This window comes from Bradyrhizobium sp. Crot121, from assembly GCF_059512385.1.
Genome location: NZ_JCAMOR010000020.1, coordinates 77,778 through 101,716 on the forward strand (window position 1 = coordinate 77,778; position 23,939 = coordinate 101,716).

Below are 23,939 nucleotides of genomic sequence, written 5' to 3' on the forward strand. Positions count from 1 at the left end.
GCTTTCTCTTGACGGTTCACGCGCGATGATAGGGGTGGCCGGCCAAAATGGTCGCCGCCCGATAAATCTGTTCCAGAAGCATGACCCGGACCATCTGGTGCGGCCAAGTCGCCGCGCCGAATGCGACGCGCAGCTTGGCCTTGCGCTGCAAATCAGGCGAAAGTCCGTCGGCGCCGCCGATGACGAAAATAGTGTTGGCGACCGATTGGTCCCGCCAGCGCCCGAGATACCCGGCAAAAGCCGCGCTGTCGACGTTCTCGCCGCGCTCATCCAGCGCCACGAGCAGGTGTTTTTCCGGGATCAGCGCCGAGATCGCCGCCGCTTCCTCGGCCATCCTTGTGGCGGCGTCGCGCGCACGGCTTTCCGAAATTTCATGAACGTCCAGGCCGCGGAAGCCGAGCTTGCGACCGATATCGTCGAAGCGCTCGCGATAGCGCTCCGCCAGTTCCCGCTCCGGGCCCTGCTTCAATCGGCCGATCGCGATGACAACTAACCGCATTAACGCATGTTAGCATGCGCATCGGCCGATTTGCATCGGCTCAGAGATCTAGACCGCCGCGACCGGGCTTTGCGTCCACAACCGCTCGAGATTGTAGAACTCGCGCACCTCGGGCCTGAACACGTGCACGATCACATCGCCGGAATCGATCAGCACCCAGTCGCAATTGGGCAAGCCTTCGACATGGATTTTGCTGATGCCGTTTTCCTTCAGGGCTTTCGTGACGTTCTCCGCGATCGCACCGACGTGCCGGTTGGCCCGGCCCGAGGTGATGACCATGTAGTCGGAGTATGCTGATTTGCCGCGAAGGTCGATGGTGACCGTTTCTTCCGCCTTCATATCGTCGAGGCGGGAGAGGATCATATTCAGGGTCTTGTCGGCGTCGCCTTGCGCCTTCAAGGCCGCTGTCGGGGTCGATGTTTTACGCGCAGGTTTTGCTGCCTTGTTGGCTGCCTTGGGTAAAACAGACTTGGACAATACAGGTGTGGCCAGGGACCATTCCTTTCACTGTATCGCGAACGCCGAATCTCGGTGCCCGCCGCCTATACTACGCATGTGGGGTTAAGGGTTTCAATATTCCAGTAAGCCCCACGCCACTTGCCGCATGATCCACCTCGATCATGCGCTAGACCGTCCTCCAGCTCCCATCAGGGTTCCGAAGGCCGGTCGAAGACAGATTGGATTTCATGCCAGTGAGAAAGACCCAGGCCGGCGCCCGCTGATCCGCCAGCCGGGGCGCCTGATTCTCGGGCAGACGATAGCGGGCGAGCGCCTGTGCGGCGGGCGCGGCGAGCGCGCGGAAACTTTGTGGCGGACGGTCGATCACGGCGATCGGCACATCGGAGGCGATGCGCCGCCAGTCTTTCCAACGGTGGAACTGCGCGAGGTTATCGGCGCCCATGATCCAGACAAAATGCACGCCGGAGACGCGGCGCCGCAAATGGATGATCGTGTCTACAGTGTAGCGCGTGCCGATGACAGCTTCGAGACAGCTCACATCGATACGAGGATCGTCGGCCACTTTCAGTGCGGCTGCAGCGCGCTCGGCGAGCGCATGCAGGCCGTCGTGACTCTTGAGCGGGTTGCCGGGCGTGAGCAGCCACCAGACGCGGTCGAGCTGCAGCCGCTTGAGCGCGAACTGGCTGATCGCGCGATGCGCTGCATGCGGCGGATTGAAGGAGCCGCCAAGCAGGCCGATGCGCATTCCGTTGGTGTAGAACGGAAGCGCCCGCGCGACCGATGGCGACGCGATCTGGGCTGGCTTCAATGGGATCACAAGTTTGGCTTCACGGCCGTGTCTGTCCGGTGCCGTGGATGCGATACTTGAAGCTCGTCAGTTGCTCGGCGCCGACCGGCCCGCGGGCGTGGAATTTGCCGGTGGCTATCCCGATCTCCGCGCCGAAGCCGAACTCGCCGCCGTCGGCGAACTGGGTCGAGGCGTTGTGCAGCACGATCGCGGAGTCGACCTCATTGAGGAATTTCTCCGCAACAGCCTTATCATCCGTCACGACGGCATCGGTATGCCGCGAGCCGTGCTGGTGGATATGCGCGATCGCTTCATCGACGCCGTCGACGATTCGAGCCGCGATGATCGCGTCCTCATATTCGGTGTCCCAGTCTTCCTCGGCTGCCGGCTTCACGCGGGCATCGACGCGTTGCACCGTCTCGTCACCGCGCACTTCGCAGCCGGCATCGATCAGCATCTCGACCAGCGGCTTCAGGCTGGCGGAGGCGCCGGCGCGGTCGACCAGAAGCGTCTCGGCCGCGCCGCAGACGCCGGGACGCCGCATCTTGGCGTTCAGCACGATCGACTTCGCCATATCGAGATTGGCGGAGCGGTCGACATAGACGTGGTTGACGCCCTCCAGATGGGCGAACACCGGCACGCGCGCTTCGGCTTCCACCCGCGCGACCAGGCTCTTGCCGCCGCGCGGCACGATCACATCGACGCCGCCGTTCAACCCGGTGAGCAATAGCCCAACCGCGGCGCGATCGCGGGTCGGCACTAGCGTGATCGCGGCTTCCGGCAGACCCGCCTCGCGCAGGCCCTGCGCCAGGCACTCATGGATCGCGCGGCAGGAGCGGAAACTGTCGGAGCCGCCGCGCAGGATCACGGCGTTGCCGGATTTCAGGCACAGCACGCCGGCATCGGCCGCGACATTGGGGCGGCTTTCGAAGATTACGGCGATAACGCCGAGCGGCACGCGGACACGTTCGATGGTCATGCCGTTAGGCCGCTGCCAGCTCTCGGTGACGGCGCCGACCGGATCGGGAATGTTGCGCACGGTGGCGACGCCATCGGCCATCGCCTCGATGCGCGCCTGCGTCAGCGTCAAGCGGTCGACGAATGCCGAGGTCGCACCGCTCGCGCGCGTCTCGGCGACATCCTCGGCATTGGCGGCAAGGATGGTCGGTGCATTCTCGCGGATGGCACGCTCGATCGCGGCAAGGGCCCTGTTCTTCTGCTCGGGCGGCGCGAGCGCCAGCACGCGCGCAGCGGCACGCGCTTGTGTCGCGAGTTCGTTCATGAGGGTCGGCAGATCGGCGTTACCGTCGATCGCCTTCAGCGGCGCAGTCATGGAGTGTCCCAGCGTTCTGTTAAGACCATGGTCTAGCACGGAAATCGGGGCCTTGGCGAGGCGAGGAACCGGCATGGCAGGTCGAACCGGGTCGGTTTCACCAACCGCCGGGAAGCCCGCAGGAGCTCGGCCAATGGCCTATTTGGCCGCAATAACCCCTGCAGGGCCGACCACCAGATCGTCGCGGTGGATCATCTCCGCCCGGCCGCTGATGCCCAGGATGGCCATCACGTCGGGGGAGGAGCGCCCCTTGATCTTGTCGGCCTCCTCTGCGTCGTAGGCGACGAGGCCGCGGCCGATCTCATGGGTATCGGGGCCACGGACGATCACCGCGTCGCCGCGGGCGAACTGGCCGTCGATCCGGATCACGCCGGCCGGCAACAGGCTCTTTCCGGCGCGTAGCGCGGCCACCGCGCCGGCGTCGATGGTCAGCGTGCCCTTCGGTTCCAGCGAGCCGGCGATCCAGCGTTTACGCGCTGTGATCGGGTTGGCCGGCGTCAGGAACCAGGTGCAGCGCCCGCCGTCCGCGATCGCCTGCAACGGATGCTCGATCTTGCCGGAGGCGATCAGCATGTGCGTGCCGCCGGTGGTCGCGATCTTGGCCGCTTCGATCTTGGTGCGCATGCCGCCGCGCGACAGCTCGGATCCAGCCTCGCCCGCCATCGCCTCTATCTCCGCGCTGATGCTTTCGACCACCGGGATCAGTTTTGCGTTGGGGTTGCCGGCCGGCGGAGCGTCATAGAGGCCGTCGATGTCGGACAGCAGGACGAGGAGATCGGCGCTCGCCATCGTAGCGACGCGGGCGGCGAGGCGGTCATTGTCGCCATAGCGGATCTCGTTGGTGGCGACCGTGTCGTTCTCGTTGATCACGGGCACCGCGCGCCATTCCAGGAGCTTGGCGATCGTCGAGCGCGCATTCAGATAGCGGCGGCGCTCCTCGGTATCCTGCAGTGTGACCAGGATCTGCCCGGCACGAATCCCGTGATCGCCAAGCACTTCCGACCAGATCCGTGCCAGCGCGATCTGCCCGACGGCGGCTGCACCCTGGCTCTCCTCGAGCTTGAGGGGCCCGCGCGGCAGTTTCAACTGGCTACGTCCGAGCGCGATCGAACCGGAGGAGACGACCAACACCTCCCGGCCTTCCCGGTGCAGCTTGGCGATGTCGGCGGCGAGCGCAGACAGCCACGACGACTTGACCTCGCCCGCCTCGGAATCGATCAGGAGCGATGAGCCGACCTTGACGACGATACGGCGAAAGCGATTGAGCGCGGGGCGTTTCATGGGTTCGGTCGGAGTAGAGCAGCGGAGGGATGCGCACCACCCCTTACTTTGAAAGCGGCGCTCGGGAAAGAGCGTTGGAATCAGCCCTGCGGCGTCGGTTGCGCCCAGGGTTCGGCATCAGTGCCGCCTTTGGCCTTGGCCGACACCGGCGCCTCGCCGATCACCTCGACCAGCGCCTTCAACGCGTCCGGAATGCCCTCGCCGGTGGCGGCGGAGACCAGCAGCGGCGTTTTCTTGGCCGCCCGTTTCAGCCGGTCCTTCTGCTTCTTCAATTCGTCCGGCGCGACCGCGTCGATCTTGTTCAGCGCGACGATCTCGATCTTCTCGGCGAGATGGCCCTCATAGGCCTCGAGTTCGGTACGTACCGTCTTGTAGGCCTTGCCGGCATGCTCGCAGGTGGCGTCGATCAGGTGCAACAGCACGCGGCAGCGCTCGACATGGCCCAAGAAGCGGTCGCCGAGGCCAGCGCCTTCATGCGCGCCCTCGATCAGCCCGGGGATGTCGGCGAGCACGAATTCGCGGCCCTGCGCGCTGACGACGCCGAGCTGCGGGTGCAGCGTGGTGAAGGGATAGTCCGCGATCTTCGGCTTGGCGGCGCTGACCACGGACAGGAAGGTCGATTTGCCGGCGTTCGGCAGTCCGACCAGGCCCGCATCGGCGATCAGTTTCAGGCGGAGCCAGATCCAGCGTTCCTCGCCGGGCAGGCCGGGATTGGCATTGCGGGGGGCGCGGTTGGTGGACGACTTGAAATGCGCGTTGCCGAAACCGCCATTGCCCCCCTCGGCCAGCACGAATTTCTCGCCGAGCTTGGTGAAATCGTAGATCAGCGTCTCGCGGTCCTCGTCGAACACCTGGGTTCCGACCGGCACCTTCAGCACGATCGGCTTGCCATTGGCGCCATGGCGGTCCTTGCCCATGCCATTGGTGCCCTTTTGCGCCTTGAAATGCTGCTGGTAGCGGTAGTCGATCAGCGTGTTCAGCCCGTCGACCGCCTCGATGATGACGTCGCCGCCGCGCCCGCCATTGCCCCCGGAGGGCCCGCCGAACTCGATGAATTTCTCGCGCCGGAACGCGACGCAGCCGTTGCCGCCGTCGCCGGAGCGAATATAGACCTTTGCTTCATCGAGGAATTTCATGAGCCTACCATAGCGTTTTCGAGCGAAGCATGCCCTCGGACTTGATCCGAGGGTGGATACCGGTTCGCGCCAGAAAACGCGTCGAAACAAAAGGCTAGAGCCACGGTTTACCAAGGCTCTAGGTAAGGCAGCGGCGTTGAGGCGGCAACCCTGAAGCTGGCTGATCGGATAAAAGGCTTAACTGTCAGCCGGTTGCTGGTTCCGTAAAATCGCGGCGAAGGTTCAGGCCGCCGGCTGGGCCGCCGCGTTCTCGTCGGCCAGCAGGTGCAACAGCGCACTCTTGATCGCGGCCTGCCGGGTCGGCGCAGTGATCTGCGCGCCCAGGAGGTCGGTGACATAGAACACGTCGCGGGCGCGCTCGCCGAAGGTCGCGACATGGGCGGAGGCGATATTGAGGTTGAGCTTCGAGATCGCGGTGGTGAGCTGGTACAGCAGGCCGGGTCGGTCGAGGCCGGAAACCTCGATCACGGTGTAGCGGTCCGACCACTGGTTGTTGATCGTCACTTCGGGCTCGACGGTGAACGCCTTCACCTTGTTGCCGCTGCTGCGATGGACGGCGCGGCGTGCCATCGCCTCGGGCAGGCGCAATTTGCCTTCCAGCACGTCCTCGATCATCTCGCCGATCCGGGTGGCGCGGCGGCCTTCATCCTCGTCGCGGTCGTATTCGCGGGAGATCGCGATGGTGTCGAGCGCGCGGCCGTCGGTCGTGGTGTAGATCTGGGCGTCGACGATATTGGCGCCAGCGGAAGCGCAGGCACCGGCGATGATCGACAACAGCCAGGGATGGTCGGTTGCCCAGATCGTCAGTTCGGTGACGCCGCGCGCCTCGTCGAATCCGACATTGATCGCAAGCTTGTGCCCGGCCTGCTCGCTGGCGCGGATGAAGCGCGCCTGGCGGATCTTGCGCGGCAATTCGACCTTGAGCCAGTACGCCGGATAGTGCCGCTCGATATAGGCGTTGAGCTCCGCCTCCGGCCATTCGGTGAAGGCGGCCCGGAATTCGGCCTGCGCCACCGCGATGCGGCGGGCGCGGTTCACTTCCGAGAAGCCGCCGGTCAACACCGGCTCGGTCTCGTAATAGAGCGTGCGCAGGAGTTGCGCCTTCCAGCCGTTCCAGACGCCGGGGCCGACGCCGCGGATGTCGGCGGTGGTGAGGATCGTGAGCAGTTTCATCTGCTCGACCGATTGCACGACGGCGGCAAAATTCTCGATCGTCTTGCGGTCGGAGAGATCGCGCGACTGCGCGACCGTCGACATCGTCAGGTGGTCCTCGATCAGCCACGCGACGAGCTCGGTGTCGGCGTTGCTGAAGCCGAGCCGGGGGCATAGCCGTCGCGCCACCTTCGCGCCGGCGACCGAATGATCCTCGGGCCGGCCTTTGGCGATATCGTGCAAAAGGGTCGCGATATAGAGCACCGGGCGATGCTCGGGGCGGATCTTGCGGAACAGGTCGCTGGCGACAATGAACTCGTCATTGCCGCCGCGCTCGATCTCCTGCAGGAAGCCGATGCAGCGGATCAGATGCTCGTCCACCGTGTAGTGGTGGTACATGTTGAACTGCATCATCGACACGATCTTGCCGAAGGCGCGGATGAAGTGACCGAGCACGCCGGTCTCGTTCATTCGCCGCAGCACGATCTCGGCATTGTCTGACGTCAGGATTTCCATGAACAGCCGATTGGCTTCCGCGTCTTCGCGAAGCTGCGTGTTCACGAGCTTGAGCGAGCGCGTCACGGTGCGCATCGCGTCGGGATGGAAGGCGAGGTTGTTCTTCTGCGCCAGGCGGAAGATGCGGATCAGGTTGACCGGATCGTGCTTGAAGACGTCGGGCGCGGCCAGGTTGATGCGGTTGTTGTCGACGATGAAGTCGTCGCTCTCGGGCACGCGCCGCTTGGTGCTGCCGGGCCGCAGGCGCGCCACCATGCGGCTCAGCACCGGCGCCGGCTTCTTCTGCTCTTCCTCCAGCTTGGCGCACAGGATCGCGGTGAGGTCGCCGACATCCTTGGCGATCAGGAAGTAATGCTTCATGAAGCGCTCGACGTCCTGCATCCCGGGATGCGAGGTGTAGCCGAGCCTGACCGCGATCTCGCGCTGGACGTCGAACGACAGCCGCTCCTCGGCGCGGCCGGCGAAGAAATGGATGTTGCAGCGCACCGACCACAGGAAATCGGCGCAGCGGCGGAAGGTGCGGTATTCCTGCGCGTCGAACACGCCGCGTTCGAGCAATTCATCGGTCTCGCGCACGCGGTAGACGTATTTCGCGATCCAGAACAGCGTGTGCAGGTCGCGCAGGCCGCCCTTGCCGTCCTTGACATTGGGCTCGACCAGATAGCGCGACTGTCCGGCGCGGCGGTGCCGCTCCTCGCGCTCGGCCAGCTTGGCGGTGACGAATTCGGCAGCGGTGCCCTGCACGACGTCCTTGTCAAAGCGGTCGACCAGTTCGTCATAGAGCGGCCGGTCGCCGGTCAGGAACCGCGTTTCCAGGATCGCGGTGCGGATCGTCATGTCGCCGCGCGCCTGGCGGATCGATTCGTCGACCGAGCGCGTGGCGTGGCCGACCTTCAGTCCCATGTCCCACAGGCAATAAAGGATCGCTTCGGCGACCTGCTCGCCCCAGGCGGTCTGCTTGTAGGGCAGGATGAACAACAGATCGATGTCGGATTCCGGCGCCATCAGGCCGCGGCCGTAACCGCCGGTGGCGACGACTGCCATGCGCTCCTCGCCGGAGGGGATCGGCGAGTGATAGAGGTGCTTGGTCGCCGCCGCATAGAGGATGCGGATGATCTCGTCCTGCACGATGCAGAGCCGCTCCGCGCAGCGTCGGCCGTGGCGGTCCTTGAGCAGTACGGCCTGTGCCGTGGCGCGTGCCGCGATCAGTTCCGCCTTGAGCAGTTGCGCCATGGCCGAGCGGAATTGGTCCTCGCGTCCCGCGTGTTTCTCGGCGAGCGCGTCGACCGCGGCGGTGATCCGCGCGGTATCGAAACGGTCATCCACTTCCGAGCGGGGTTCGGCCACGACACTATCCATGGTCTATCCCGATAAAGGACGGCGCCTGTGCTGTCACGGGACATTGTGGCCCCGCGATCACTCTGTGCTGAATTCCAGTTGATTTGGGCAAATTCATTCTCGCGCTGCCGCCTTCAGGATCCGGATTTTCTCATTGACCTTGCGGCCTAACTCATTGAGATGAAATGACGTTTTAACAAGATTTTCCAGTACCTGGAGGCTGAGGATGGTCCGGATTTCACGGCGCACTGTGGCTGCGATGATTTCAGGTTTGGCGCTTGCGCCCGCGGCAAGTTTTGCGGCGGAGCCGCTCAAGGAGATACGCATCGACTGGGCGACCTACAATCCGGTCTCGCTGGTCCTGAAGCAGAAAGGGCTCCTGGAAAAGGAGTTCGCCAAGGACGGCATCAGCATCGTCTGGGTGCAATCCGCCGGCTCCAACAAGGCGCTCGAATTCCTCAACGCGGGATCGATCGATTTGGGTTCGACGGCGGGCTCGGCCGCGCTGGTCGCCAAGATCAACGGCAACCCGATCAAGTCGATCTATGTCTATTCGCGTCCCGAATGGACCGCGCTGGTCACGGGCAAGGATTCTAAGATCGCCTCGGTCGCCGACCTCAAGGGCAAGCGCGTCGCGGTGACCCGCGGTACCGATCCGCACATCTTCCTGGTGCGGGCACTACTTGATGCCGGCCTCTCCGAAAAGGACATCACGCCGGTGCTGCTCCAGCACGCCGACGGCAAGACCGCGCTAATCCGCGGCGATGTCGACGCCTGGGCCGGCCTCGATCCGATGATGGCGCAGGCCGAAGTCGAGGACGGCGCAAAATTGTTCTTCCGCAAGGCGGACGCCAACACCTGGGGCATCCTTAATGTGCGCGAGCAGTTCCTGAAGGACCACCCGGACGTCGTGCGCCGCGTGCTCGCTACTTACGAAGAGGCCCGCAAATATTCGCTGGCGAATTACGACGAGCTGAAGAAGACCTTCATTGCCGTAACCAAGCTGCCGGAGGCCGTGGTCGACAAGCAGCTCAAGGAGCGCACCGAGTTGACCCACAGCCGGATCGGCGCCCCGCAGCGCGATTCGATCCTCGCCGCAGGGCTCGCGCTGCAGCAGGCCGGCGTGGTCGATGCCAAGGTCGACGTGAAGGCGGTGCTGAATTCGCTGATCGACGACCAAGTCCCTCTGCCGACGAATTGACGATCCGTAGCCCGGGTGGAGCGCAGCGAAACTCGGGCTACGAAGCCTCGACGAATACCCACCTTGCAATCTGGCGCGGGAAAGGGTTCTTGCCGTGGCGATGACCATTGAAGTGCCAGTGCTGGAACAACCCGACGCCGCCATGCCGCCTGCGGCGGTGCGGCTGTCGCGTTTTGTGCGGCCCGCGCTCGGGCTGCTGCTGCCAGCGGGTCTCGCCCTCGGCTGGGAGCTCGCGGTCTGGCTCGGCTATTCCAACGGCCGGCTGGTGCCGCCGCCGACGAAAGTCTTCGCCACGATCGTGGAACTGGCGAAAAGCGGTGAGCTGTCGCGGCACATCACCACGACACTCTCTCGCGTTGCCGCGGGCTTTGCGCTCGGCGTCGTCGCCGGCACGCTGCTCGGCGCCGTCTCCGGCTATTGGGGACTGGCGCGGCGGCTGCTCGATCCGACCGTGCAGGCGCTGCGGGCGATCCCCTCGATCGCCTGGGTGCCGCTGTTCATCCTCTGGCTCGGCATTTTCGAAACCTCGAAGGTCGCGCTGATCGCGGTCGGCGTGTTCTTCCCGGTCTATCTCGGCGTGATGGGCGCGATCCTCTCGGTCGATCGCAAGATCGTCGAGGTCGGCCGCATCTTCCGCCTCTCGGGCCCGGCGATGATCCGGCGCATCCTGTTGCCGGCGGTCTTGCCGGCTTACGTGGTGGCGCTCCGCGTCGGCCTTGGTCTGGGCTGGATGTTCGTGGTTGCCGCCGAGTTCATGGGCGCCTCCGAGGGGCTCGGCTATCTCCTGATCGACGGCCAGCAGCTCGGCAAGCCGGCGCAGATCGTCGCCGCGATCGTGATCTTCGCGATCCTCGGCAAGACTACCGACTGGCTGATCGAGCTCGCCACCGCGCCGCTCCTGCGCTGGCAGGACGCCTTCGGCCGCGAGCGCGGAGCCGCCTGATGCTCGCGCTCGACAAGGTCGGCAAGACCTATCCCAACGGGGTCCATGCATTGTCGCGCCTCTCTGCCGAGATCAAGCCGGGCGAAATCATCGCCATCATCGGCGGCTCCGGTTGCGGCAAGTCGACGCTGCTCCGCGCCATCGCCGGGCTCGATCGCGCCACGTCGGGCACGGTGACGCTCGATGGCGACACCATCACCGCGCCGCACGCCAAGATCGGCATCATCTTCCAGGAGCCGCGGCTGCTGCCATGGCTCAGCGTCGCCGACAATATCGGCTTTGGCCTGTCAGACCTGCCGGCCGATGCACGGCGTGAAAAGGTGGCGCGCGCGCTGGCCCGTGTCGGTCTCACTGACAAGGCCAATGCCTGGCCGCGCGAGCTTTCCGGCGGGCAGGCGCAGCGGGTGGCGATCGCGCGCGCTTTGGTGCCGCAGCCGGAGGTGCTGTTGCTCGACGAGCCGTTTTCCGCGCTCGACGCCTTCACCCGGCGCGACCTGCAGGATCATTTGCTCGACCTCTGGGCCGACACTCGCCCGACGCTGATCCTGGTGACGCATGACGTCGACGAGGCCGTGGTGCTGGCGGACCGCGTGCTGGTGATGCGGCCGCGGCCGGGCCGGCTGTTCGAGGAGATCGCGATCAACCTGGCGCGGCCGCGCGACCGAAGTTCGGCACATTTCGACAATTTCAAGCGCCGCGTGCTGACGGCGCTCGATCGTTCGCTCGACCGCAACGTGCCTGACAGCGAGGCGGCCGCGAATGCAGGCGAGGCGATGTGGTGGTGACAGCCGTGCGATAAGGCAGTACACCCGGAGGCAGAAAATCCGGGAGAACAACAATGGACGCCACCGAGCTCCGCGCGCTGCAAGCCCCGATCAAGGAACGCTACAAGGCCGACCCCGCCACCGCCGTCATCACGCTGAAAGCCAAAGGCTCGATCGAGAGCGAAGGCATCGCCTGCAAGGTCGAAACCGGCCGCGCCCTCGCGGTCGCGGGCCTCCATCCAGCGACCGGTGGCTCCGGGCTGGAACTCTGCTCCGGCGACATGCTGCTGGAAGCGCTGGTCGCTTGCGCCGGCGTGACCTTGAAATCAGTGGCGACGGCGATCGAAGTGCCGCTCAAGAGCGGCAACGTGTTCGCCGAGGGCGATCTCGATTTCCGCGGCACGCTCGGTGTCGACAAAGAGGCCCCGGTCGGCTTCGCCGAGATCCGCCTGCGCTTCGAGGTCGACACCGACGCGCCGCAGGACAAGCTCGACCTCCTCTTGAAGCTCACCGAGCGCTATTGCGTGGTCTACCAGACCATCAGGCACGGCCCGCAGGTCGCGGTCTCGTTGAAGCGGGTGTGATGTCGTTGCTCTTACCTCTCCCACAGGGAGAGGTCGCGCCCAACGGGTCGCGCCGAAGGCGCGCCCGATGACAGGCTCCGGCGCGGGTGAGGGGCTTCGCTTCCTTGAGGGACCTGAACCCCTCACCCGATTTGCTGCGCAAATCGACCTCTCCCTATGGGAGAGGTGAAAGCGGCCGTCGCTACGGCGATCCTGCAATAAATTCTTCGGCGCCGATGCCCCCCGAATTCATCTTCCTGCTGACGCTGCTATTGCGCATGGCGACTACCGCCGCCTTTGTCGTGACCGCCTCCATCATCACCGAGCGTTCGGGGCCAGTGATCGGCGCGCTGGTGGCAACGCTGCCGATCTCGGCGGGGCCATCCTATGTCTTCCTCGCGCTCGACCATGATGCGGCGTTCATCGCCGAGGGCGCGCTCGCCAGCCTGCCCATCAACGCGGCGACGATCTATCTTGGACTGACCTATGTCGTGCTGGCACAGCGCCATAGTGCGCTGCTCAGCACGGTCGCCGCCGTCGCGGTATGGCTCCTGCTCGCGTCCATCTTCCGCCAGTTTCACTGGACGCTTGCCGCCGGGCTGATCGTGAACGTCATCACCTTTGCGATCTGCGTGCCGCTGTTGCAGCGCTACCGCCATGTGAAGAAGATGCCGCTGATCACGCGCCGCTGGTACGACATCCCGCTGCGCGCCTCGCTGGTCGCCACATTGGTCGCGATCGTGGTGACGTCCTCAGGCTGGGTCGGCCCGCAGGTCAGCGGCATCATCGCCCTGTTTCCGGTGGTGTTCACCTCGATGATGCTGATCCTGCATCCGCGCATCGGCGGCCCGCCGACGGCCGCCGTGATCGCCAACGGCGCCTGGGGCCTGATGGGATTTGGGCTTGCGGTCGCGGTGCTCCACCTCGCCGCGCTGCAGTTCGGCTCGGCGATCGGCCTGAGTCTTGCGCTCGCCACCTGTGTGACCTGGAATCTCGGCCTGTGGTGGCATGGCCGGCGACGATTGCTTCGAACGTAGGGTGGGCAAAGCGTAGCGTGCCCACCTTTCTTGCACCGAACGTGGACGGTGGGCACGCTGCGCTTTGCCCACCCTACGGCAGTGTCTACTGCTTCGGCAGTTTCGCCTTCAGCGCGTAGAGCGCCTCCAGCGCCTCGCGCGGGGACATCTCGTCGGGGTGCAGCGCCTTCACGGCTTCCACCAACAGCTCCGCTTCGCTCGGCGGCGCGGCTTCGGCGGCGGCGCGGGAGGGGACAGCGAACAGCGGGAGGTCGTCGACCAAAGCGCGTGCGGTCTGGCCGCGGTCCTGCGCCTCCAGTTTCGCCAGCACGGACTTTGCGCGGCTGATCACGGCCGGCGGCAATCCTGCGAGCTTTGCCACCTGGATGCCGTAGGAGCGGTCAGCCGAGCCCGGCAGCACCTCATGCAGGAACACGACATTGCCCTGCCATTCCTTCACCCGCACCGTGGCGTTGAACAGCCGCGGCAGTCTTGCCGAGAGCGCGGTGAGCTCGTGATAATGCGTCGCGAACAGCGTACGGCAGCGGTTGTTCTCGTGCAGATGCTCGATCGCGGCCCAGGCGATCGACAGACCGTCGAAGGTGGCCGTGCCGCGGCCGATCTCATCCAGGATCACGAGCGAACGCTCGCTGGCCTGGTTGAGGATCGCCGCCGTCTCGACCATCTCGACCATGAAGGTCGAGCGTCCGCGCGCGAGATCATCAGCCGCGCCGACGCGGGAGAACAGGCGATCGATGATGCCGATCCGCGCTCGTGATGCCGGCACATAGCTGCCGATCTGGGCGAGCAGCGCGATCAGCGCATTCTGGCGCAGGAAGGTCGATTTGCCGGCCATGTTCGGACCGGTGAGCAGCCAGAGCTGTCCGGATTTCTGCGCCGGCCCTGGCGACAGGTCGCAGGCGTTGGCGATGAACGGCTGGCCGTCGCGCTTCAAGGCCTGCTCGACCACCGGATGGCGGCCGCCTTCGATCGCAAAGCCCAGGGAATGATCGACCTCGGGCCGCACATAATTCTCGTCGACCGCGAGCTTTGCCAGCGCGGTCGCGACATCGAGCAGTGCGAAGGCGAGCGCGGCGGCGCGCAGATCGTCGCTTGCGGCGAGTGCCATCGCGGAGAGCCGGTCGAAGATCTCGAGCTCGAGATTGAGCGAGCGGTCGCCGGCATTGGCGATCTTGGCTTCGATCTCGCCGAGTTCGGAGGTGGTGAAGCGGACCTGGCCGGCAAGCGTCTGGCGATGGATGAAGGTCGCGTTCAAGGGCGGCGTCATCAATTTGTCGCCGTGCTGCGCGGTCACCTCGACGAAATAGCCGAGCACGTTGTTATGGCGGATCTTGAGCGCCTTGACGCCGGTGTCCTCGGCGTAGCGCGCCTGCATCGAAGCGACGACGAGGCGCGAGGCGTCGCGCAGGTTGCGGCTCTCGTCCAGCGCCGCCTCATAGCCTTCGCGGACGAAACCGCCGTCGCGCTTGATCAGCGGCAATTGCTCGGCGAGCGCACGCTCGAACTCATGCGCCAAGTCCCGCGACGGACGGCGCAGCGCCTCCATCACGGCCACGATTTCCGCCGGCGGCTGGTCGAGCTGCGCCAGCCGCACCAAGGCCTGATCGGCGGCCAGGATGCCGTCGCGGAGTCCAGCGAGATCGCGCGGGCCGCCGCGGCCGACCGACAGCCGTGCCAACGCGCGCGACATGTCCGGCGCCGCGCGCAGCACGCTGCGGATATCCTCACGTGCCGCACTATCGGCGACGAAGGCCGAGATGGCATCGAGCCGCCGCGTGATCGCAGTGCTGTCGGTGAGCGGCGCCGCGAGCCGCTGTGCCAGCAGGCGTGAGCCGGCGGCGGTCACAGTGCAATCGATCGCATCGAGCAGCGAGCCGCGGCGTTCGCCGGCCAAGGTGCGTGTCAATTCGAGATTGGCGCGCGTCGCCGGGTCGATCGCCATGGTGGTGCCGACTGCCTCGCGCGCGGGTGGTGACAGCGGCGGGCGTTTGCCAACCTGCGTACGGTCGATATAGGTGACGGCGGCCGCGGCGGCCGTTGCTTCCAATCGCGACATCGCGGCGAGGCCGTCCATGGTCGCGACCGCGAAATAGTCGCACAGCCGCCGCTCGGCGGTGGCGCCGTCGAAGACGTCACGAGTAAGCGGCGTCACCGCCGGCAATTCGCGCAACACTGGCCCGAACTCGACGTCGCTGTAGAGCGCGTCGGTGACGATGGCTTCATTCGGATTGATGCGCGCCAGTGTCGCCGGAAGCTCGGCGATTGAGCACTCCGTCACCATGAATTCCGAGGTCGAGATATCGATCCAGGCCAGCCCGATGCGGTCGCCGCCGGACGAGCCGCGGGCGCGGGCGATCGCGAGCAGGTAATTGTTGGTGCGGGCATCGAGTAGCGTGTCCTCGGTCAGCGTGCCCGGCGTCACCAGCCGCACCACGTCGCGCTTCACCACGCTCTTGTTGCCGCGGGCGCGCGCCGTTGCCGGATCCTCGCTCTGCTCGCACACGGCGACGCGGTGGCCCGCCGCGATCAATCGGTGCAGGTAATCCTCGGCGCGTTCCACCGGCACCCCGCACATCGGGATGTCCATACCCTGATGCTTGCCGCGCTTGGTCAGGACAATGCCGAGTGTCTTTGAAGCGATCTCGGCGTCCTCGAAGAACAGTTCGTAGAAATCGCCCATTCGATAGAACAGGAGCAGGCCCTGATTGGCGGACTTGATTTCGAGGTACTGTTCCATCATCGGCGTGATGCGCGCGGGCGTTTCCGCACTCGGTGTCGCCTCGGATGGAACGGGAATGGGCTGCTGGACGGTCATGAGGGGGCGGAAACTACAAAATTTCGCTCTCCCGTCCCACCGCTTTGCCCCGCGATATTGGGTTTTCCACCCTCTCCACGCCCCCGACCTCATTTCAACGCGGGCGAGGGACGCGTCCGCCTCAATTGACCTCCTGCTAACCCGCTCCTAAAACTCGCCATCAATCCAAGCCTAGCGCGCAAGTCCGCGGCAATCAGGGAGAGAAATCAATGCGTGATGTGTATATCTGCGATGCCGTCCGGACCCCGATCGGCCGCTTCGGCGGCTCACTCGCCAAGGTGCGCACCGACGATCTCGCTGCCACCCCGATCAAGGCGCTGATGGCCAAGCATCCGAACCTAGACTGGTCGCAGGTGGATGAGGTCTTTTTCGGCTGCGCCAACCAGGCCGGCGAGGACAACCGCAATGTTGCGCGCATGGCGCTGCTGCTCGCGGGCATGCCTGAGTCGGTTCCCGGCCAGACGCTGAACCGGCTTTGCGCCTCCGGTCTCGACGCGGTCGGCGCGGCCGGCCGCGCCATCCGCGCCGGCGAGATCGATTTCGCGATTGCTGGCGGTGTCGAATCGATGACGCGGGCGCCATTCGTGATGGGCAAGGCGGCGGAAGCGTTCTCGCGCTCGGCCGAAATCTTCGACACCACGATCGGCTGGCGCTTCATCAATCCCCTGATGAAAGCGCAGTATGGCGTCGATGCGATGCCGGAGACCGGCGAGAACGTCGCCGAGGAATTCCAGGTTTCGCGCGCCGACCAGGATGCGTTCGCGATCCGCTCGCAGCAGCGCGCCGGTGCCGCAATCGCGGCCGGCTATTTCGCCGAGGAGATCACCCCGGTCTCCGCGCCGGGTGGCAAGGCGGGCCCCATTACCGTTGACAAGGACGAGCATCCACGTCCGGAGACGACGCTGGAAGGCCTCGCCAAGCTGAAGCCGGTAGTGCGCAACCCCGGCACGGTGACGGCCGGCAACGCCTCCGGCGTCAATGACGGCGCCGCCGCGATGATCCTTGCCTCCGAGGCCGCCGTGAAGAAGCACGGATTGACGCCGCGGGCGCGCATCCTCGGGCTCGCCTCGGCCGCGGTGCCGCCGCGCATCATGGGCATCGGCCCGGTGCCGGCGACGCGCAAATTGATGGAGCGGCTCGGCCTCAAGATCACTGATTTCGATTTGATCGAACTCAATGAGGCCTTCGCCTCGCAGGGCATAGCCTGCCTGCGCCAGCTCGGGGTCAAGGAGGATGCCGACTTCGTGAACCCGCATGGCGGCGCGATCGCGCTCGGCCATCCGCTTGGCATGAGCGGCGCGCGGCTCGTCTTGACAGCGGTGCATGGCATGGAAAAGCGGGGCGGGAAGCTTGCCTTGGCAACCATGTGCGTCGGCGTCGGCCAGGGCGTTGCAGCGGCGATCGAGAAGTTGAACTGACCTCTCTCCGTCATTGCGAGGAGCCAACGGGTCCCGCCTTTGGCGGGCCCGATGACAGGCTCCGCGACCAAGCAATCCATGCCTCGGCAAATGGCGAAATGGATTGCTTCGCTGCGCTCGCAATGACGGGACGAGGGACGGAAAAGCAAAACAGCGCTTTTCCGGATTAGTTATATCTTATAATGATCTGACGGCTGGCTCACCGGCAAGGAGCGCCAGGGAGGAAATCATCATGACCTTGCTCTATCCGCTGCAATCGCTCGCGGCGCACCCGCCGCGGCTGTCGCCGGGCTATCGCTCGACGGTCAAGCGCTCGCCGCAAAAGCCGTTGATCCCGATCCGGCAAACGCTCTCCGAACTGACCGGTCCGGTCTATGGCCACGAAACAGTGCGCGAGAACGATCACGACCTCACCATTCAGCACAAGGGCGAGCCGCTTGGCGAACGCATCATCGTGCACGGCCATGTGCTCGACGAGGACGGCCGCGGCGTGCCCCACGCGCTGGTGGAGTTGTGGCAAGCCAATGCCTGCGGCCGCTACGTCCATGTCGTCGACCAGCATCCGGCGCCGCTCGATCCGAACTTCACCGGCGCCGGCCGCGCGCAGACCGATGCGAGCGGCTATTACAGGTTCGTCACCATCAAGCCCGGCGCCTACCCGTGGGGCAATCACCACAACGCCTGGCGCCCGGCCCACATCCATTTCTCGGTGTTCGGCCATGCCTTCATCTCGCGCCTGGTGACGCAGATGTATTTCCCGGGCGATCCCTTGTTTCCGTTCGATCCGATCTTCAACTCGGTGACGGACGAGAAGGCGCGCGCGCGGATGATCTCCTCGTTCGATCTCGAAAACACCCAGCCGGAATGGGCGCTGTGCTACCGCTTCAACATTGTCCTGCGCGGCAGGAACGCGACGCCGATGGAGAATAAACAGTGAGCGAGCAGCGGCCGGACGGCATCACACCATCGCAGACGGTCGGCCCGTATTTCAAATACGGCCTGACGCCGAACGGCGAGTACGCGTGGAACGACGCCTTCACCAACAACCTGATCACCCCTGACGTTTCCGGCGAGCGCATCCGCGTCGAGGGCACGGTGTTCGACGGCGACGGCGTGCCGGTGCCGGACTGCATGCTGGAGATCTGGCAGGCCGACGCACAGGGCCGGTTCTCCGATCCGCAGGATGCCCGCGCGCTGCCGAACAGCTCATTCAAGGGATTTGGCCGCGTCGGCACCGATGCCAAGGGCGGCTATTCCTTCGACACCATCAAGCCGGGGCAAGTGCCCGACCCCGACGGCAAGCCGCAGGCGCCGCACATCCTGCTCGCGGTGTATGCGCGCGGCATGCTGCTGCATCTCTACACGCGGATCTATTTCGATGATGAGACGGCCAACGCCGCCGACCCCGTGCTGGCGCTGGTGCCGTCCGATCGCCGCGCGACATTGATCGCCAAGCGCAAGGCGGGCGCTGCCAATCCGGCCTATGTGCTCGACATCCACCTGCAGGGCGACAACGAGACCGTGTTCTTCGACGTCTAAGGTCACGCCTCAGCATTCTCTCGTCATGGCCGGGCTTGACCCGGCCATCCATCTCCAATGAGTCGTTTGCGAAGATGGATGGATACGCGGGTCAAGCCCGCGTATGACGGCTCGGTTGCGCGGCAGGCCTCACCGCACATTCGGCAAATAGCGCGATCCCTCCTTTCCGAGGAACTCCAGCATCGCCTGCGCCGGCGGCAGCAGGATCTTGTCGGCGCGGCGGATCGCGTGCCATTGGCGCATCACTGGCAGGCCCACGACCTCGAGCACCACCAGCCGTCCTTCCTCCAACTCGTGGAAGACGGTGTGCTGGGAGATGAAGGCGATGCCGAGCCCGGCCATCACCGCCTGCTTGATGGTCTCGTTGCTGTCCATGGCCATGCCGACCTTGGGCTCGATCCGATGCTTCTGGAGGAACTGCTCCATCAGCAGCCGCGTGCCGGAGCCGTGCTCGCGGGTGATGAAGGTCTCAAAGGCAAGATCAGTCGCGGCGACGCGTTTCTTTCCATTGAGCCGGTGATCGGCGGCGGCGATGATCACGTGCGGATGCCTGCCGAGCGGGCGCATCTCGACCTCGATGTCCGCTGGCGGCTGCCCCATCACGGCGATATCGAGGTCGTAGCCGCGTAGCGCATCGCGGATGTCCTCGCGATTGCCGATTCTGAGCGTCACGTCGATCTTCGGGAAGCGTTGCGAGAACGCCGCGATCGCGAACGGCACGAAATATTTGGCGGTGCTGACTGCGCCCATCGCGACGCGCCCGCCGTTCTTGCCCGCGATCATGTCGAGCGACTGCTCGCAGTCGGCGAGCGCGGATTCGATACGCTCGACCAGCGCGAGAACGGTGCGGCCGGCATCCGTCAACGCCATGCCTTCAACAGTGCGCTGGATCAGGGGCAGGCCGGCAAGATCCTGCAGGTTGCGAAGCTGCAGGGTGACCGCCGGCTGGGTAAGGTTGAGCCGGTTGGCCGCGCCTGTGATCGAGCCGGCCGCATGCACGGCGGTCAACGCGCGCAGCTGACGAATGGTGAGGTCGCGCGAGAAACGTCCCGGCATGAGTACCTCCATAAAAAATACTTTGGCCACACTTAAGATATTAAAATTTCACTAATTCTGCAATTCGCGTGTTGATAGTGGCGACAGCGACTCCGCTCCGGAGCCGCTTCAAGCGAAGCCCCGTCGAGAGGGCTCGGTGAACGGGAGAGCGGCCGTGGATCATCTTCCTGCATTGCAGGCCTATCTCGACGACCCCGCGCGTCAGGACACCGTCCGCGCGGCAGCCGTGGCGGTGGTCGAGGCGCTGGCCGCGGCCGCGGTCGAACTCGCAGGCGTCATCGCCTCGGGCCCGCTGGTCGGCATCACCGGCCGTGACGGTGCGGTCAATCCGGCCGGCGACACCCAAAAGGACATCGATGTTGTCGCAGATCGGCTGATGCGCGACGCCCTGCGCACAGCGCCGGTGGCCGCCGTGCTCTCGGAGGAAGTGGAACTGCCGGAGACGCTCGACGCCGAGGCGCCGCTCTGTGTCGCGATCGATCCGCTCGACGGCTCGGCCAACCTTGCGAACAACATCTCGGTCGGCACCATCTTTTCCATCCGGCCCAAGGCGCGCGACATCCTCTCGACCTTCTTCGAGCCCGGCACCGCGCAGATTGCCGCCGGCTGTTTCATCTACGGCCCGCAGACCGTGCTGGTGCTGGCGCTGGACCAGCGCGTCGACGTCTTCACTCTGTATCCGCCGCGGCGCGAATTCGTGCTGACCGGGCGCGGTATCCGGATTCCGCCCGATACGCCGGAGTTCGCGATCAACGCCTCCAATCGCCGGCACTGGAGCGGCGCGGTGCGCGGCTATATCGACGAATGCCTCGCCGGCGCCAATGGCGAACGCGGCCGCGACTTCAACATGCGCTGGATCGGCTCATTGGTGGCGGAAGCCTACCGCATCCTGGTCCGTGGCGGCGTGTTTCTCTATCCAGCCGATGCGCGCCCGGCCTACCGCGAAGGCCGCCTGCGCCTGCTCTACGAAGCCCATCCCGTGGCGCTGATCATGGAATGGGCTGATGGCGCCGCCTCCAGCGGGCGCGCCCGCATTCTCGAACTTTCGGCGCGGACGCCGCACCAGCGGGTGCCCTTGATCATGGGATCGCCGCGCACCGTGCGCGACATCGATATGATGCACGAGGGCGTCGAGCCGCTGTTCGAAAACGCCGACGCGCCGTTGTTCGCGCGCCGCGGACTGTTTCGCTGAAGGAGGCCGGCATGTCGCGGCGTCACCCCATCATATCGGTCACAGGTTCTTCCGGCGCCGGAACGACATCGGTCAGGAAGACCTTCGAGAACATCTTCCGGCGCGAGAATGTCAGCGCCGCCTATGTCGAAGGCGATGCCTTCCACCGTTACGATCGCGCCGAGATGCGCAGCAAGATGGTTGAGGAGGCCGAGCGCGGCAACAAGCATTTCAGCCATTTCAGCCCCGAAACCAATTTGTTCGAGGAACTCGAAAAACTGTTCCGCGACTATAGCGAGTCCGGCACTGGGACGACGCGGCACTATGTGCACGACGAGCAGGAGGCGCGGCTCTACGGCGGCGATCCCGGCACTTTCACCAAGTGGGAGTCGTTGCCGGAGAGTTCCGATCTGCTGTTCTATGAGGGCCTGCATGGCGCCGTCGTCACCGAGAAGGTGAATGTTGCCAAATATGCCGACCTCAAGATCGGCGTCGTCCCCGTCATCAATCTCGAATGGATCCAGAAGCTGCATCGCGATCGCAGCCACCGCGGCTATTCCACGGAGGCAGTGACCGACACCATCCTGCGGCGCATGCCTGATTATGTGAACTACATCTGCCCGCAGTTCACCGAGACCGACATCAACTTCCAGCGCGTGCCGACGGTCGACACGTCGAACCCGTTCATCGCGCGCTGGATCCCGACGCCGGACGAATCGATGGTCGTGATCCGGCTGAAGAATCCGCGTGGCATCGATTTTCCCTATCTGCTCTCGATGATCCCGCACAGCTTTATGTCGCGCGCCAATTCGATCGTGATCCACGGCGCCAAACTCGACCTGGCGATGCAGCTCATCCTCACCCCGCTGATTCTGCAACTGATGGAACGAAAGAGGCGAACGATATGACCGCACTTGCGTCTGTGGCCAGCCGCACCCAAGTCAGCCATGCCGAGATGGCGAACGCCATCCGCTTCCTCGCCATCGATGCCGTGGAGAAGGCGAAGTCCGGGCATCCCGGCATGCCGATGGGCATGGCCGGTGTTGCGACCGTGCTGTTTTCGCGCTTCCTCAAATTCGACCCCGATGATCCGGCCTGGCCCGACCGCGACCGTTTCGTGCTCTCGGCCGGCCATGGCTCGATGCTGCTCTACGCGCTGCTGCATCTGACCGGCTATGAAGGCGTCACGCTGGATCAGCTCAAGGCCTTCCGCCAGTGGGGATCGGCGACTCCAGGCCATCCCGAATATGGCCACACGCCCGGCGTGGAGACGACGACCGGCCCGCTCGGGCAGGGCATCGCGACCGCCGTCGGCATGGCGCTCGCCGAGCGATTGATGAATGCGCGGTTCGGCGACGAACTCGTCGACCACTTCACCTATGTCATCGCCGGCGATGGCTGTCTGATGGAAGGCATCAGCCACGAGGCGATCTCGCTCGCCGGGCATTTGCGGTTGAACCGGCTGATCGTGCTGTTCGACGACAACCGGATCTCGATCGACGGCGCGACGTCACTGTCCTGTTCCGACCATCAGCTCGCGCGTTTCAGGGCCTCCGGCTGGTCGGCCTGCCGGATCGACGGCCATGATCCGCAAGCGGTTGCGAGGGCGATCGATGAAGCCAGGAAGAGTGACCTGCCGTCGCTGATCGCCTGCCAGACCGTGATCGGCTTCGGCGCGCCGAACCGGGAAGGCAGCGAGAAGGTTCACGGTGCACCGCTCGGATCGGACGAGGTCGCCAAAACGCGGGCAGCGCTCGATTGGCGCTACGAGCCATTTGAAGTTCCGCCAGCCGTGCTTGCCGAATGGCGCGAGATCGGCGCACGCGGCCGGGCGGCGCGCCGCGCCTGGATCGAGCGTTCACGGAGCGCCTGCAATGGCGGCGGCAGGTCGCCGTTCCACGATGCGCTGAACAAAAAGCTGCCCGGCGCCTATACCGAGGCGATGGCGAAGCTGAAGGAGCGTTTCGCGGCCGAGCGTCCCAAGCTTGCGACACGGCAGGCGTCGCAGCAGGTGATCGATGTGATCGCCGAAGCGCTGCCGAACCTGCTCGGCGGCTCGGCCGACCTGACGCACTCCAATCTCACGCTGGCGAAATCACAGGTGCCAGTGCGGTCGGGCTGGCTGCACGGCAGCTATATCCATTACGGCGTCCGCGAGCACGCCATGGCGGCGGCGATGAACGGCATCGCGTTGCACGGCGGCTTCGTCCCCTACGGCGGAACATTCCTCGCATTCGCCGACTATAGCCGCCCCGCGATCCGGCTCGCTGCGCTGATGGGCGTCCGCGTCATCCACGTCATGACGCACGATTCGATCGGACTGGGCGAGGACGGTCCGACGCACCAGCCGGTCGAGCATCTCGCCGCGCTCCGTGCGATCCCCAATCTCCTGGTGTTTCGCCCCGCCGATCCGATCGAGACCGCGGAAGCCTGGGACTGCGCGCTGAAGGCCGAAACCTCGCCGTCGATCCTGTGCCTGTCGCGGCAGGCGCTGACCGCTTTTCGCGATGTTACCGATACCAACCACGTCGCGCTTGGCGCCTATGTGGCGATCGAGCCGGATGGAGGCCGTGACGTCACGCTGATTGCAACCGGCTCAGAAGTCTCGATCGCGCTCGAAGCGGCCAAGCTGCTCGGAAGTGAGAATGTCCGTGCCGCCGTCGTTTCCGCCCCGTGCTTCGATCTGTTCCGGAAGCAGCCGCGCGACTACCAGGCCAAGGTGCTGGGCGATGCGCCACGTGTCGGCATCGAGGCCGCGATCGAGGGCGATTGGGCGCGCTGGCTTGGCGATGATGGCGAGTTCGTCGGCATGAACGGTTTCGGCGCCTCCGCGCCCGCTGATGTGCTCTACCGCGAGTTCGGCATTACGCCGGCCGCCGTCGCGGCTGCGGCCAGGCGCGTGATCCAGCACGCAAGCGAAAGGAAATAAGC

20 protein-coding genes are annotated in these 23,939 nt (G+C 65.2%); 11 read left to right on the forward strand and 9 right to left on the reverse strand.

Annotation, left to right across the window (positions count from 1 at the left end; translation table 11 throughout):
• Positions 1-16: 16 nt before the first annotated feature.
• The 7 genes from rlmH to AC5ZGW_RS19320 form a co-directional block, all read right to left on the reverse strand.
• The gene (rlmH, locus tag AC5ZGW_RS19290; protein WP_130225355.1) at positions 17-499 is read right to left on the reverse strand and encodes a 23S rRNA (pseudouridine(1915)-N(3))-methyltransferase RlmH; all 483 of its coding nucleotides are present in this window, start codon (positions 497-499) and stop codon (positions 17-19) included.
• A 48-nt stretch (positions 500-547) separates the two neighbouring features.
• A complete protein-coding gene (gene rsfS, locus AC5ZGW_RS19295; protein WP_028166267.1) occupies positions 548-898 on the reverse strand; it encodes a ribosome silencing factor in 351 nt (116 codons plus the stop codon).
• Positions 899-1,124: 226 nt separating this feature from the next.
• Positions 1,125-1,766, reverse strand: a complete 642-nt coding sequence (locus AC5ZGW_RS19300) for a nicotinate-nucleotide adenylyltransferase (protein WP_130225356.1) — start codon at positions 1,764-1,766, stop codon at positions 1,125-1,127.
• A 19-nt stretch (positions 1,767-1,785) separates the two neighbouring features.
• Positions 1,786-3,078: a glutamate-5-semialdehyde dehydrogenase gene (locus tag AC5ZGW_RS19305; protein ID WP_130225357.1), complete on the reverse strand. Its 1,293-nt coding sequence runs from the start codon at positions 3,076-3,078 to the stop codon at positions 1,786-1,788.
• A gap of 138 nt (positions 3,079-3,216) precedes the next feature.
• Positions 3,217-4,359: a glutamate 5-kinase gene (gene proB, locus AC5ZGW_RS19310; protein ID WP_130225358.1), complete on the reverse strand. Its 1,143-nt coding sequence runs from the start codon at positions 4,357-4,359 to the stop codon at positions 3,217-3,219.
• Positions 4,360-4,439: 80 nt separating this feature from the next.
• Complete coding sequence (gene obgE, locus AC5ZGW_RS19315) at positions 4,440-5,495, reverse strand: GTPase ObgE (RefSeq protein ID WP_028166271.1); 1,056 nt, start codon at positions 5,493-5,495, stop codon at positions 4,440-4,442.
• A 222-nt stretch (positions 5,496-5,717) separates the two neighbouring features.
• Entirely contained in the window at positions 5,718-8,522 is a 2,805-nt protein-coding gene (locus AC5ZGW_RS19320) for a [protein-PII] uridylyltransferase (RefSeq protein ID WP_130225359.1), read from the reverse strand.
• 205 nt (positions 8,523-8,727) lie between these two features.
• On the opposite strand from AC5ZGW_RS19320, the gene AC5ZGW_RS19325 reads away from it, so the two are divergent.
• The 5 genes from AC5ZGW_RS19325 (at position 8,728) to AC5ZGW_RS19345 (ending at position 13,009) form a co-directional block, all read left to right on the forward strand.
• On the forward strand, positions 8,728-9,702 hold the full coding sequence (locus tag AC5ZGW_RS19325) for an aliphatic sulfonate ABC transporter substrate-binding protein (protein WP_130225360.1): 975 nt from the start codon (positions 8,728-8,730) through the stop codon (positions 9,700-9,702).
• A gap of 100 nt (positions 9,703-9,802) precedes the next feature.
• Positions 9,803-10,645, forward strand: coding sequence for an ABC transporter permease (locus AC5ZGW_RS19330; protein WP_130225388.1), 843 nt, complete (start codon positions 9,803-9,805; stop codon positions 10,643-10,645).
• Positions 10,645-11,430 carry an ABC transporter ATP-binding protein gene (locus tag AC5ZGW_RS19335; protein WP_130225361.1) on the forward strand — a complete coding sequence of 262 codons (786 nt, stop codon included), beginning with the start codon at positions 10,645-10,647 and terminating at the stop codon, positions 11,428-11,430. Before AC5ZGW_RS19330 ends, AC5ZGW_RS19335 begins: the two co-directional genes overlap by 1 nt.
• A gap of 53 nt (positions 11,431-11,483) precedes the next feature.
• The gene (locus AC5ZGW_RS19340; RefSeq protein ID WP_130225362.1) at positions 11,484-11,993 is read left to right on the forward strand and encodes an OsmC family protein; all 510 of its coding nucleotides are present in this window, start codon (positions 11,484-11,486) and stop codon (positions 11,991-11,993) included.
• Between the two features lie 215 nt (positions 11,994-12,208).
• The gene (locus tag AC5ZGW_RS19345; protein WP_130225363.1) at positions 12,209-13,009 is read left to right on the forward strand and encodes a hypothetical protein; all 801 of its coding nucleotides are present in this window, start codon (positions 12,209-12,211) and stop codon (positions 13,007-13,009) included.
• A gap of 85 nt (positions 13,010-13,094) precedes the next feature.
• Here the strand turns inward: AC5ZGW_RS19345 and mutS are convergent, their stop codons facing one another.
• A complete protein-coding gene (gene mutS / locus AC5ZGW_RS19350) occupies positions 13,095-15,824 on the reverse strand; it encodes a DNA mismatch repair protein MutS (RefSeq protein WP_130225389.1) in 2,730 nt (909 codons plus the stop codon).
• Positions 15,825-16,033: 209 nt separating this feature from the next.
• On the opposite strand from mutS, the gene pcaF reads away from it, so the two are divergent.
• The 3 genes from pcaF to pcaG all read left to right on the forward strand — a co-directional run bounded on the left by pcaF (position 16,034) and on the right by pcaG (position 18,781).
• Entirely contained in the window at positions 16,034-17,242 is a 1,209-nt protein-coding gene (pcaF, locus tag AC5ZGW_RS19355) for a 3-oxoadipyl-CoA thiolase (protein ID WP_028167987.1), read from the forward strand.
• Between the two features lie 232 nt (positions 17,243-17,474).
• On the forward strand, positions 17,475-18,179 hold the full coding sequence (gene pcaH, locus AC5ZGW_RS19360) for a protocatechuate 3,4-dioxygenase subunit beta (protein WP_130225364.1): 705 nt from the start codon (positions 17,475-17,477) through the stop codon (positions 18,177-18,179).
• Positions 18,176-18,781, forward strand: coding sequence for a protocatechuate 3,4-dioxygenase subunit alpha (pcaG, locus tag AC5ZGW_RS19365; RefSeq protein WP_130225365.1), 606 nt, complete (start codon positions 18,176-18,178; stop codon positions 18,779-18,781). The genes pcaH and pcaG overlap by 4 nt, the downstream gene beginning before the upstream one ends.
• 129 nt (positions 18,782-18,910) lie before the next feature.
• Here pcaG and AC5ZGW_RS19370 read toward each other — a convergent pair whose 3' ends face one another.
• Complete coding sequence (locus tag AC5ZGW_RS19370) at positions 18,911-19,837, reverse strand: LysR family transcriptional regulator (RefSeq protein WP_130225366.1); 927 nt, start codon at positions 19,835-19,837, stop codon at positions 18,911-18,913.
• Positions 19,838-19,991: 154 nt separating this feature from the next.
• On the opposite strand from AC5ZGW_RS19370, the gene AC5ZGW_RS19375 reads away from it, so the two are divergent.
• The 3 genes from AC5ZGW_RS19375 to tkt are packed head-to-tail and all read left to right on the forward strand — an operon-like array spanning position 19,992 to position 23,937.
• Entirely contained in the window at positions 19,992-21,029 is a 1,038-nt protein-coding gene (locus AC5ZGW_RS19375) for a class 1 fructose-bisphosphatase (protein WP_456641493.1), read from the forward strand.
• An 11-nt stretch (positions 21,030-21,040) separates the two neighbouring features.
• Entirely contained in the window at positions 21,041-21,916 is an 876-nt protein-coding gene (locus tag AC5ZGW_RS19380; RefSeq protein ID WP_130225367.1) for a phosphoribulokinase, read from the forward strand.
• Entirely contained in the window at positions 21,913-23,937 is a 2,025-nt protein-coding gene (gene tkt, locus AC5ZGW_RS19385) for a transketolase (protein ID WP_496113946.1), read from the forward strand. The genes AC5ZGW_RS19380 and tkt overlap by 4 nt, the downstream gene beginning before the upstream one ends.
• The last annotated feature ends 2 nt before the right edge of the window (positions 23,938-23,939 follow it).